Origin of the sequence: Ruegeria marisflavi (assembly GCF_025673445.1) — a bacterium.
Taxonomy (GTDB): domain Bacteria; phylum Pseudomonadota; class Alphaproteobacteria; order Rhodobacterales; family Rhodobacteraceae; genus Ruegeria_B; species Ruegeria_B marisflavi.
The window spans coordinates 1-11,319 of sequence record NZ_JAOVQN010000003.1 but is presented as its reverse complement, the minus strand read 5'-3'; the positions used below and the strand labels follow the sequence as shown (position 1 = coordinate 11,319).

9 protein-coding genes and 1 pseudogene are annotated in these 11,319 nt (G+C 60.0%); 6 read left to right on the top strand and 4 right to left on the bottom strand.

The genetic code is table 11. From position 1 onward, the window contains the following. Positions 1-7 precede the first annotated feature (7 nt). Positions 8-571: a ribosome recycling factor gene (gene frr, locus OEZ49_RS03815; protein ID WP_263387084.1), complete on the bottom strand. Its 564-nt coding sequence runs from the start codon at positions 569-571 to the stop codon at positions 8-10. 173 nt (positions 572-744) lie between these two features. Further along, a complete protein-coding gene (gene pyrH, locus OEZ49_RS03810; protein ID WP_263387083.1) occupies positions 745-1,485 on the bottom strand; it encodes a UMP kinase in 741 nt (246 codons plus the stop codon). A 93-nt stretch (positions 1,486-1,578) separates the two neighbouring features. Here pyrH and miaA point away from each other — a divergent pair, with 93 nt between their 5' ends. From miaA to OEZ49_RS03780, 6 genes are all read left to right on the top strand, one after another. After that, positions 1,579-2,481 (top strand): tRNA (adenosine(37)-N6)-dimethylallyltransferase MiaA, encoded by a 903-nt coding sequence (miaA, locus tag OEZ49_RS03805; RefSeq protein WP_263387082.1) that lies wholly within the window; start codon positions 1,579-1,581, stop codon positions 2,479-2,481. After that, positions 2,454-3,320, top strand: coding sequence for a helix-turn-helix transcriptional regulator (locus OEZ49_RS03800; RefSeq protein WP_263387081.1), 867 nt, complete (start codon positions 2,454-2,456; stop codon positions 3,318-3,320). Before miaA ends, OEZ49_RS03800 begins: the two co-directional genes overlap by 28 nt. 236 nt (positions 3,321-3,556) lie before the next feature. Further along, positions 3,557-5,221 (top strand): ABC transporter substrate-binding protein, encoded by a 1,665-nt coding sequence (locus tag OEZ49_RS03795; RefSeq protein WP_263387080.1) that lies wholly within the window; start codon positions 3,557-3,559, stop codon positions 5,219-5,221. 140 nt (positions 5,222-5,361) lie between these two features. Next, positions 5,362-6,408, top strand: coding sequence for an ABC transporter permease (locus OEZ49_RS03790; protein WP_164126824.1), 1,047 nt, complete (start codon positions 5,362-5,364; stop codon positions 6,406-6,408). 14 nt (positions 6,409-6,422) lie between these two features. Continuing rightward, complete coding sequence (locus tag OEZ49_RS03785; protein WP_263387079.1) at positions 6,423-7,625, top strand: ABC transporter permease; 1,203 nt, start codon at positions 6,423-6,425, stop codon at positions 7,623-7,625. A gap of 105 nt (positions 7,626-7,730) precedes the next feature. Beyond that, positions 7,731-9,818 carry a dipeptide ABC transporter ATP-binding protein gene (locus tag OEZ49_RS03780; protein WP_164126828.1) on the top strand — a complete coding sequence of 696 codons (2,088 nt, stop codon included), beginning with the start codon at positions 7,731-7,733 and terminating at the stop codon, positions 9,816-9,818. Positions 9,819-9,896: 78 nt separating this feature from the next. Here OEZ49_RS03780 and OEZ49_RS03775 read toward each other — a convergent pair whose 3' ends face one another. Beyond that, entirely contained in the window at positions 9,897-11,015 is a 1,119-nt protein-coding gene (locus tag OEZ49_RS03775; protein WP_263387078.1) for an alpha-hydroxy acid oxidase, read from the bottom strand. After that, positions 11,015-11,319, bottom strand: a pseudogene (locus tag OEZ49_RS03770) (sulfopyruvate decarboxylase subunit beta); the annotation flags it as partial. The gene OEZ49_RS03775 and the pseudogene OEZ49_RS03770, both read right to left, overlap by 1 nt.

The window sequence follows — 11,319 nt, the reverse complement described above, 5'->3', positions numbered from 1 at the left end:
AAAGTAATCAAACCTGCATGATCTCTGCTTGCTTGTGCTCAAGCGCAGCATCGACTCCTTTGATCATCTTGTCCGTCAACTCTTGCACTTCGGCTTCCCAGAACTTTTGGTCATCCTCGGACATACCGTCGGCTTTGGCCTTCTTGATCTGATCCATACCGTCCCGGCGGACGTTGCGAATGGAAACTCGGGCATGTTCGGCATATTGGCCTGCGACCTTTGTCAATTCGCGGCGGCGCTCTTCGTTCAATTCCGGGATCGGAAGCATGATGATCGTTCCGTTGAGCTGCGGATTGATACCAAGACCAGACTCCCGAATAGCTTTCTCGACCTTGCCGACCATCGACTTGTCCCAGACGTTGATGGTGACCATCCGTGGTTCAGGCACGTTAATCGTTCCGACCTGATTGATCGGCGTCATCTGACCATAGGCCTCAACCTGGATCGGCTCCAGCATCGCACCGGACGCGCGCCCGGTGCGAAGCGAGGCGAACTCGGTCTTCAGGTTTTGCATCGCGCCTTCCATACGGCGCTTGAGATCATCGGTGTCCAGCTCGAAATCGTCAGACATGCTGCTCACTCCTCTGTTTGAGGTCCTGTTTATTGGGTCTTACGCCATCCCCGGCAAGATGTATAGCGATCAAGAAATGGAAAGGCTGTCGAAACACCTCGAAGGCTCCGACGGCTCCGACCGTTTGGAACACGTGCCATCACGTTCCCAGCTCTGGGACCTTTACGTGCCAGTTATCCCTGCACCTTGGTATAGGTTCCCCGCCCGGCAAGGATACCCCGGAACCCGCCCGGTTCATCCAGTGAAAAGACGATAATCGGCAGATTGTTATCACGCGCCAATGCAATCGCGCTCGCATCCATGACACCAAGACGTTTGGCCAGTACGTCATCATAGCTGACAGTATCGTAGCGCTTGGCGTCTGCGAACTTGACCGGATCCTTGTCATAGACACCATCGACCTTCGTACCCTTGAAGATGGCCTGACATCCCATTTCATTGGCCCGCAGCGTGGCTGCAGTATCGGTCGTGAAGTAAGGGTTTCCGGTTCCGGCCGCAAAGATACAGACGCGCTTTTTCTCCAGGTGTCGCACCGCGCGGCGACGGATGTAGGGCTCGCATACCTGGTCCATCGGAATCGCCGAGATGACCCGGGTAAAGACCGAAAGGCTTTCCAGCGCGGCCTGCATTGCCAGAGCGTTCATTACCGTCGCGAGCATCCCCATATAGTCGGCCGTGGTCCGCTCCATGCCTTGCGCGGCGCCGCTCAGGCCGCGAAAGATGTTTCCGCCGCCGATGACCATGCAGATTTCTACGCCAAGATCGTGAACGGACTTAACTTCCTGAGCGATACGCTGAACCGTGGGGGGGTGCAGTCCAAACCCCTGATCTCCCATCAATGCCTCACCGGAGATCTTCAGCATCACGCGTTTGTACTTGGTATCCGAGATTTCCGGTGTGGGGGAAAGGGTCATGTTGCGCTCCGCTGTGGCACAGGTCTATTTTTCCGGCGCAAAATGACGGAAAAACACAGAGGGTTCAATGCAGGTAGCGGCAGGAAACACAGAATGATCGACAAAGGCCGCGCATCGACCATTAAACTGATCGACCAATTGCCCGAGATTCCGGACGGTACACCGATATTGATGGCCGGCCCGACCGCGTCGGGAAAGTCCGCATTGGCAATGGAAATCGCGGAACGCTTCGGCGGGGTAATCGTCAACGCCGATGCCAGCCAAGTCTATGACTGCTGGCGCGTGATCAGCGCCCGGCCGTCAGAAGAGGACGAAAGACGCGTTCAACACAGGCTCTATGGCTACGTATCCTGCGAGACTTCCTATTCGACCGGCCATTGGCTGCGGGACGTGACGGCGATACTTGCTGGCGCGGAAAGACCCATCATCGTGGGAGGAACCGGGCTCTACTTTTCAGCGCTGACCGAAGGCATGGCCAACATACCCGAGACCCCACCCGAGATACGGGCCGAGGCAGATACGCTTTCTTTGGAAACGCTCTTGGCCGGGATCGACCCGGTAACAGCCGCAGGCCTCGACCTGATGAACAGGGCTCGGGTGCAGCGGGCCTGGGAGGTTCAGCGCGCATCGGGCCGGGCCCTGCACCTGTGGCAGGCCGAGACACCGCCCCCTGTGCTTGAATTGCGGGATTGTGTACCCCTTGCGCTCGAGGTCGACAAGTTTTGGCTTTGGGATAGAATAGCTCGCCGCTTCGACCAGATGCTGGATCAAGGCGCTCTGGAAGAAGTGACAGCGACCATCGATCGCTACACGCCCTCGTTGCCCGCCTACAAGGCAATCGGCGTACCGGAGCTTGTCGCGTATCTGCGTGGAGAAATTTCTCTGGATACAGCACGCCAAAAGGCTACCGTGGCGACCCGCCAATATGCCAAGCGCCAACGCACATGGTTTCGTGCAAGAATGGGCAAATGGACCCACTTGACCGTGCCGATATGAGTTTCCGGCCAGTTGCAACAAGTTACAATAGGCCCGTCATGGCTTTTGCTCCTCCACCCACTAACCGAAGCCATCTACAAACCCTTGCGCAACTGGCGGCGCGCGGTGCTTGGCAGGTCAGCCTCCCCCATGATCGGGCTCATCATCTCTTGATCTGGATTACTCGTGGTCAAGGAACTTGCGTTCTGGGTGGCGCACGCGAGGGCTTTGGAGCGCACAATGCGCTGTTTCTTCCCGCCCGGCATCTCTTCATGCTCGAACTCGGCAGGGGCTGTTTGGGACAGGCGCTGTCAATACCGTTCGGATCCGTGACACTTTTGCCTGAAAAGCCGAAGCATCTGAGAATACGAGACACCTCCAGCCAAGCGGAGCTTACCGGTCTGCTGGACGCAATCGGGCAAGAGCAACTGGCCGACCGGCACTATGCGACCCAGGCCGTGAACGCCATTGCCAGTCTGGTCGGCATCTGGCTGCTGCGGAAATCCGTAGCTTCGGCTCCAACCGGCCCCGTGACCCCTGCCCGTCGTCTCGTCTGCAAATACTCAGAACGCTTGGTCACCAGTTTTGACAGCGGTGAGGGTGTCTCGATGCATGCCGCCGCCCTTGGAGTCACGCCTGAACACCTGACCCGAACCTGCAAGGCGTCAACTGGCAGAACGGCCTCCGATCTTTTGTGGGGACGTATTGAACATGCGGCGCGCAGCCTGATCTGCGGCACAGAACGACCGATTGGCGACATAGCGCGCGATCTTGGATTTTCCAGTATCCAGTCATTCTCCCGCTTCGTCCGGCAACAAACCGGACAATCCCCTCGCGATCTGCGTCGCATGACAAAATGACGAAATGTACACTTCTGTCCACTTTAGCGCTCTCAGGGTCAGAAATCGACGGCCCAATGTCGCATTCTAATCAGTAAGTGACGAAACCAGTCATTGACGTGAAGTGATTTCTGTTGCGGAATAGGCCCCATGGGGACGCAAGAATTCCACAAGTTGAGGGCGGTCCTATTGGTGCGCCGGGTGCCATTCTGGATCAACACCTTCCAGAACCTGAACGAAGTCACAGGGAGACTTTCATGAAAACCGAACTTCACACCACGCAGTCCACCCATTGGGCGGCGGAAATGCATGCGCAGGAGTATCGCGATGGCAAACTCAGCCGCCGCGAGTTCCTCGCCCGCGCGACCGGTCTTGGTGTCAGCGCTGCTGCTGCCTACGGTCTGATTGGCCTGGCCGCTCCGACGCCAGCCGCCGCCGAGGCCAAGCAAGGCGGTACGCTGCGTGTTCAGATGAGCGTGCGCGAGCTGAAGGATCCGCGCACCTATGACTGGTCCGAACTGGGTAACGAGACCCGCGGCACGATGGAATATCTGGTCGAGTACAACTCGGACGGGACCTTCCGCGGTATCCTGCTGGAAAGCTGGGAGATCAACGACGACGCCACCGTCTACACCCTGAACGTCCGCAAAGGCGTCAAGTGGAACAATGGAGACGATTTCACCGCCGATGACGTCGCGCGCAACATCGCCCGCTGGTGCGACAAGAGCTCGGAAACCAACTCGATGGCGGGTCGTTTCGCCACCCTGATCGACGCCGACAGCGGTCAGGCGCTCGATGGCGCGATCGAAGTGGTCGACAGCCACACCGTGCGCCTGAATCTGCCGAATTCGGACATCTCGCTGATCGCGGGCATGTCTGACTATCCTGCGGCTATCGTACACAGCTCGTTCAGCGAAAGCGACCTGACCAACAATGTGGGCACCGGCCCCTATGTGATCGAAGAGCTGGAAGTGGGTGTGAAATGCGTCTTGGTGCGTAACGAGAACCACAGCTGGTGGGGCGAAGCGGTGTTCGGCCGCCCGGCGCTCGACCGGATCGAGTATATCGACTACGGCACCGACCCATCGGCATGGTTGTCGGCGCTGGAATCCGACGAAGTCGACATGCTGCACGAATCCGTCGGTGAATTCATCGACGTGATGGATGGCCTTGGCTATGCCAAGTCCGAAGTGGTGACCATGAGCACCGTGGTGGTGCGCCCGAACCAGCTGGCCGAGGTCGACGGCAAGAAACCCTATGCCGACAAGCGCGTGCGCCAGGCCATCTCGATGGCAGTGGACAACGCCATCTGCCTCGAATTGGGATATGGCGGGCGCGGCGCACCGGCCGAAAACCACCATGTCGGACCGAGCCACCCGGAATACGCTGCCCTGCCCGCGCGCAAGCACGATCCGGCCGCGGCCAAGGCACTGATGGAAGAAGCCGGGATGATGGATTTCGAGCACGAGATCGTCTCCATCGACGACGACTGGCGCCGCAACACCACCGATGCCGTGGCAGCCCAGCTTCGCGACGCGGGCTTCAAGGTCAAGCGGACGGTACTGCCAGGCTCGACCTTCTGGAACGACTGGACGAAGTATCCGTTCAGCTCGACCAACTGGAACCACCGTCCGCTGGGCGTGCAGATCTGGGCGTTGGCCTATCGCTCGGGCGAGGCCTGGAACGAGTTCGGCTGGGCCAACCCCGAGTTCGACGCCATCCTGTCGGACGCGCTGGCGCTGGCAGATGCCGACAAGCGGCGCGAGGTTGTGGCAAAGGGCGAGGCCCTGATCCAGGAGGAAGGTGTGACCATCCAACCCTATTGGCGCGCGCTTTACCGCCACATGAAAGTGGGTCTGGTGGGCACCGACATGCACATCTCCTTTGAACATCACCACTACAAGTGGGGCTGGGCGGCCTGATCGGCCGACACCCGGAATAAACCGGAGCGCGCCCAAGGGCGCGCTCCTCCAGCCGCAGCATCACCACGCGATTTGTGGGATTCAGGCGCCGAAACCAAGAGCGCAACCGCTGCGGACCAGCCTGACCAACAGGGGCTAATATGGGACTTTTCATACTCCGGCGGTTTGGGGTGATGCTGTTGACGGCATTATGCCTGACCTTCATCGTCTTCTTCCTGACCAACCTGTACCCCAACCTGGAAAAACTGGCGAAGACCCAGGGCAACCAGCGGATGAGCGACGAGCAGGTGCAGACCTGGCTCGACAATCGCGGCTACAGCGAGCCGCTGCTCACCAAATACGGGCGCTGGCTGGGCGTGGTGCCGGGCTTTACCAAGACCCTGAACGACGGCCAATTCGTAGGCAGCTGCGTGCGTCCCGGCGTGACCCAGGAGGAAACACCCCGGTTCTGCGGTATTGCTCAAGGCGACTGGGGCTACTCCACCCGGTTCAAGGCCGATGTTGACGAGATCATCTGGAAACGGCTGGGCAACACGCTTTACCTGATGATGTGGGTGATGATCCTGATGGTGCCCTCGGCCCTGTTGGTGGGCGTGTTGGCGGGCATGCGCGAAGGATCGCGAACGGACCGTTCGCTTTCCACCTTCTCGATCCTCAGCACCGCGACACCGGAATATGTGTCGGGCGTGATTTTTATCGCGGTCTTCACCTCTTCAACGGTGGGGCTTAAATGGTTCAAGGGCACCGCGACCCAAGCGATGGAAGAACCGACGTTTGAGAACTTCTTTCTGCCGGTGCTGACCATTGCGCTGTATGGCATGGGCTATATCGCACGGATGACCCGCGCCTCGATGACCGAGGTGATGACGGCGCAATACATCCGCACCGCACGGCTCAAGGGCGTGTCTTTCCCAAATATCGTGATCAAACACGCGCTCAGAAACGCGCTGATCGCGCCCTTTACGGTGATCATGCTGCAATTCCCCTGGCTGTTGAACGGTGTCGTCATCGTCGAGAGCCTGTTCAACTACAAAGGCTTCGGCTGGGTTCTGGTCGAGGCGGCGGGCAATAATGACATCCAGCTCTTGCTGGCGGTATCGGTGGTTTCGGTCTTCGTGGTTCTGATCACGCAGCTGATCTCGGATATCGGCTATGTCTACCTCAACCCGCGCATCCGCATTTCGTAAGGGAGGAACGGGACATGGAACCTCTCGGTACATTCGAAATCATCATCCGCGTGCTGTACCAGCTGTCATCGGTCTGGATCGCACTCTTGCTGCTTTTTGCCCTGTCGATCGCGTTCAAGCGGCGGCTGGGTCTTTATGGCAAGCTGTTTGACAGCCCCATCGGCATGATCGGCTTTGGCCTCGTGATGTTCTGGGTCTTTGTCGGCATCTTTGGCGCCATGGACCTGATCATCACCCATGACCCGCTGAGCCAGGTCTCGGGCATGAAGAACAAGCTGCCCGGCACGCCGCTGGCGGGCGCCGAGGCAGGCGAATACGCCTGGTATCTGCTGGGCGGCGACAACTTGGCGCGTGACGTATTCAGCCGAGTGGTCAAGGGCGCCTGGATCGTCGTACAGATCGCACCGCTGGCCACGCTTTTCGCCTTCATGGTCGGGATCACGCTGGGCCTGCCCGCCGGGTATTACGGCGGTCGGCTGGACACGTTCCTGTCCTTCCTCGCCAACCTGATTCTAGCCTTTCCGGTCATCCTGCTGTTCTACCTGCTGGTCACACCCGAGATCGTAGCCACCGGCCTGCCCACTATGATGGCCATCGTGCTGTTCATGTTCCCGATCATTTTCCTGGGCGTGCTGCTGAACTCGCGTTACCGCACTCAGCCTGCGTTCCGTACGCCGCTGCTGATCGGGGTGCTGGGGTTCGCGCTGTGGCTCTATCTGGCACTGATTTCAGAAGGCGGCTATCTGGTACGCAGCATTCCCGGCCTGCCCTCGGTGCTTGACCCGTTCGACATTCCGGGCGGCATACTGGTGGTCTTTGTCTCGGTAGTCTTCGTCAATTCGCCCACGGTGTTCCGTATCGTGCGGGGCCTGGCGATGGACATCAAGACGCGCGACTATGTGGCCGCCGCCCAGACCCGCGGCGAGGGCCCCTGGTACATCATGCTGTGGGAGATCCTGCCCAATGCGCGCGGGCCGCTGATCGTCGATTTCTGTCTGCGGATCGGCTATACCACGATCCTTTTGGGTACCCTGGGCTTCTTTGGCCTGGGTCTGCCGCCGGAAAGCCCGGACTGGGGCAGCACGATCAACGAGGGCCGCAAGCTGTTGTCGATCTACCTGCACCCAGCCCTGCCACCGGCATTGGCGCTGCTGTCGCTGGTTCTGGGTCTGAACCTCCTGGCGGACGGGCTGCGCGAGGAAAGCCTGAAGGACTGACGTGAACACGGCCGGGGGGCCAGCCCCCCGGACCCCCCGAAGTATTTCGGGCGAAATGAAGAACAAGGGGTCAAAACGGCCCACGCTCCAACAGGGAGATGCATAATGTCGAAACTGGCGGAATATGACGGGCCGATCCTGGAGATCGACAAGCTGTCGATTTCCTTTTTCACCCGGCTGCGGGAAATCCCCGCAGTGATGGATTTCTCGGTCACCGTACAGCCCGGCGAGGCGGTGGGTTTGGTCGGCGAAAGCGGTTGCGGCAAGTCCACTGTGGCACTGGGGGTGATGCAGGACCTGGGCAAGAACGGTCGTATCGTGGGCGGCACCATCAAGTTCAAGGGCCGTGATCTGGCGCAGATGAGTGCCGACGAGCTGCGCGACATTCGCGGCAACGAGATCGCGATGATCTATCAGGAGCCGATGGCGAGCCTCAATCCGGCGATGAAGATCGGCAGACAATTGATGGAAGTTCCGATGATCCATGAGGGGGTCAGTAAGGAAGAGGCGCGTAAACGCGCGCTCGAAGTGGTAACAGACGTGCGCCTGCCCGATCCGGAGCGGATGCTGAACAGCTATCCACACCAGCTGTCAGGCGGCCAACAGCAGCGCATCGTCATCGCCATGGCGCTGATGTCGAAACCGGCGCTGCTGATCCTGGACGAACCGACCACAGCTCTGGACGTGACGGTCGAGGCCGCGGTGGTCGAGCTGGTCAAGGACCTGGGTAAGAAATACGGCACCTCGATGCTGTTCATCAGTCACAATCTGGGCCTGGTGCTGGAGACCTGTGACAGGCTTTGCGTGATGTATTCCGGCGAAGCGGTGGAGCGCGGCTCGATCAAGGATGTCTTCGACGAGATGCAGCACCCCTATACCCAGGCGCTGTTCCGCTCGATCCCGCTGCCGGGCGCCGACAAGAACAGCCGCCCGCTGGTGGCCATTCCTGGCAACTTCCCCCTGCCCCACGAGCGCCCGCCCGGCTGCAACTTTGGTCCGCGCTGTGACTATTTCGAGGCCGGGCGCTGTGACGCGCAGGATATCCTGATGGAGGCGGTGCCGGGCAACGACCGCCACCACACCCGGTGCCTGAAGTTCCGCGAGATCGACTGGAACGCGCCGATCACCCTCGCGGCACAAAAGGAAAAGGGCGAGATCGGCGAGGTGGTTCTGAAGATGGACAACCTCAAGAAGTATTACGAGGTCTCGGCCAATGCCCTGTTCGGCGGCGGCGAGAAGAAGGTGGTCAAGGCCAACGAGACCTTGTCATTCGAGGCACGCGAATCCGAAACGCTGGCAATCGTTGGCGAAAGCGGCTGCGGCAAGTCCACCTTTGCCAAGGTGCTGATGGGGCTCGAGACCGCCACTGACGGCCACATCCTGCTGGACAACCGCAGCATAGAACAGATCCCGATCGAGGCGCGCGACACCAAGACCGTCTCGGACGTGCAGATGGTGTTCCAGAACCCGTTCGACACGCTCAACCCTTCGATGACCGTGGGCCGCCAGATCATCCGCGCGCTCGAAATCTTTGGCATCGGCAAGACCGATGGCGAGCGCCAGCAGCGGATGCTGGAACTGCTCGATCTGGTGAAACTGCCCCGCGCCTTTGCCGAGAGGATGCCGCGACAGCTGTCGGGCGGCCAGAAACAACGCGTCGGCATCGCCCGCGCCTTTGCCGGCGGTGCCCGCATCGTGGTGGCGGACGAACCGGTCTCGGCGCTGGATGTGTCGGTGCAGGCGGCTGTGACCGACCTGCTGATGGAGATTCAGCGCGAGCAGAAAACGACGCTGCTGTTCATCAGCCACGACCTGTCGATCGTGCGCTATCTCAGCGACCGGGTGATGGTGATGTATCTGGGCCATGTGGTGGAGCTTGGCACCACCGACCAGGTGTTCAGCCCGCCCTATCACCCCTATACCGAGGCGCTGCTGAGCGCGGTGCCGATTGCCGATACCAGCGTGCAGAAGAAGCATATCGTTCTGGACGGCGACATTCCTTCGGCCATGAACCCGCCGCCCGGCTGCCCGTTCCAGACCCGCTGCCGGTGGAAGTCCAAGGTTGAAGGCGGACTTTGCGAACGCGAAGTGCCGCCGGTCAAGACCCTGGAGGACGGTCACCAGATCAAGTGCCATCTGTCAGCGGACGCTTTTGCCGAAATGGAGCCGGTCATCAAGATCGCTGCTGAGTAAACTGGAAACGGTGGTCCGGTCGGAATCTGACCAGCAAGAACTTGATCGCATCACAATGGCGACCGACACTCTCTGTGGTTACGGCAGCGGTCGGGCCTGCTCGCAGGCCTCGCGGATCGAAGTGACCCCGATCTGAGCCATCGCGAGACTCAGCTCTTCGCTGAGTATCGTCCACATGGTGTGCAACCCGGCTTCGCCCGCAGCGGCAATGGCGTATTGTAGAATACGCCCGACAAAGGCAAAATTCGCCCCCCGTGCCAGTGCCTTGAGAACATCCTCTCCGGACCGGATACCGCTATCGTAGTAGATCGGATAGTCGGGTCCCAACGCGCCAGGGATCTCCGCCAGCACATCAATTGGCGCGGGCGCGCTTTCCAGTTGCCTTGTACCATGGCTGGACACCTGTATTGCGTCGACCCCGGCCATCACCAACCCCTTGGCGTCCTCGACATCCAGGACGCCCTTGACCACCAAAGTCCCGGGCCATGCATCACGCAACCTTTTGAGGATATCCCAGGTCAGATTGGCGCGCGTCTCGGTCCGGTCGAATTCAAACCCGTCCATTTCGAAATTCGCCATCTGCGGCTTGCCCCTGAAGAGCGTTGCAAGTGACCATCGCGGGTGCAGGGCGAAATCCACAAACTGGCGTGGCCCGATACGGAATGGCATCTTGAATCTATGCCGCAACTTGCGTGGGCGGCGTCCCACTTCTGGCACGTCGACAGTCAGGACAAGGGTCTTGTACCCGGCCGCTTTTGCCCGTTCGACAAGTTTGAATGTGCCTTTGCCATCCCCACTGAAATAGAGTTGAAACCAGGCATACCCTTCAGCCTTTTCGATGATTTTCTCCATCGGGGTCGAAGCCACGGTGGAGACACCATGCGGGACACGGTACCTTGCGGCCAGCCGAGCCAGCATCAGATCCGCGCCCGGACGCGACAGGTTGCACATCCCCATAGGCGCAATGCCAAAGGGACGTTCCGCCGATGCGCCTAGAACAGTAGTGGCCAGTGAGCGTTGACTGACATCCTTCAGGATACGGGGACGCAGCGTGACCGCGTCAAGGGCCGCCCGATTGCGCGCGGCCCCGGTTTCCTGGCCTGCGGCGCCGTCGATATAGTCGAACAACATCCATGGCAGTCGGCGCCGTGCCAATCGGCGGGCGTCGGCGGCTGAATGGATGGCGTTGGCGACCATCAGCTTGCCACCGCTTTCATGAATCTGTCTCGGATGATGACGGGGTCCATGGTGATGACCGTCATCTTGGCATTGCCGCTGTCGCATTTCACCACCAGCACCGTCGCCTGCCCGCCCTCGATCGCCGCTTGCAGCGCCGGGCCGGTGTCAACGTCCTGAACGATAACGACATTATCGCAGCCCGCCGCCCGCGCCATCCCGGCCAGGTCGGTCTTCTTGCCGGTACAGTGTTGATTGCCACTGAGATTTGACCCGGCAACCGCCAAAATTGTCACCGAGATCTGACCCACGCTGTTGTTATGTT

What these genes read in the sequence shown, in the direction of transcription:
- frr (WP_263387084.1), bottom strand. Translation starts at nt 571, where the DNA reads ATGTCTGACGATTTCGAGCTGGACACCGATGATCTCAAGCGCCGTATG.
- pyrH (WP_263387083.1), bottom strand. Translation starts at nt 1,485, where the DNA reads ATGACCCTTTCCCCCACACCGGAAATCTCGGATACCAAGTACAAACGC.
- miaA (WP_263387082.1), top strand. Translation starts at nt 1,579, where the DNA reads ATGATCGACAAAGGCCGCGCATCGACCATTAAACTGATCGACCAATTG.
- OEZ49_RS03800 (WP_263387081.1), top strand. Translation starts at nt 2,454, where the DNA reads ATGGACCCACTTGACCGTGCCGATATGAGTTTCCGGCCAGTTGCAACA.
- OEZ49_RS03795 (WP_263387080.1), top strand. Translation starts at nt 3,557, where the DNA reads ATGAAAACCGAACTTCACACCACGCAGTCCACCCATTGGGCGGCGGAA.
- OEZ49_RS03790 (WP_164126824.1), top strand. Translation starts at nt 5,362, where the DNA reads ATGGGACTTTTCATACTCCGGCGGTTTGGGGTGATGCTGTTGACGGCA.
- OEZ49_RS03785 (WP_263387079.1), top strand. Translation starts at nt 6,423, where the DNA reads ATGGAACCTCTCGGTACATTCGAAATCATCATCCGCGTGCTGTACCAG.
- OEZ49_RS03780 (WP_164126828.1), top strand. Translation starts at nt 7,731, where the DNA reads ATGTCGAAACTGGCGGAATATGACGGGCCGATCCTGGAGATCGACAAG.
- OEZ49_RS03775 (WP_263387078.1), bottom strand. Translation starts at nt 11,015, where the DNA reads ATGGTCGCCAACGCCATCCATTCAGCCGCCGACGCCCGCCGATTGGCA.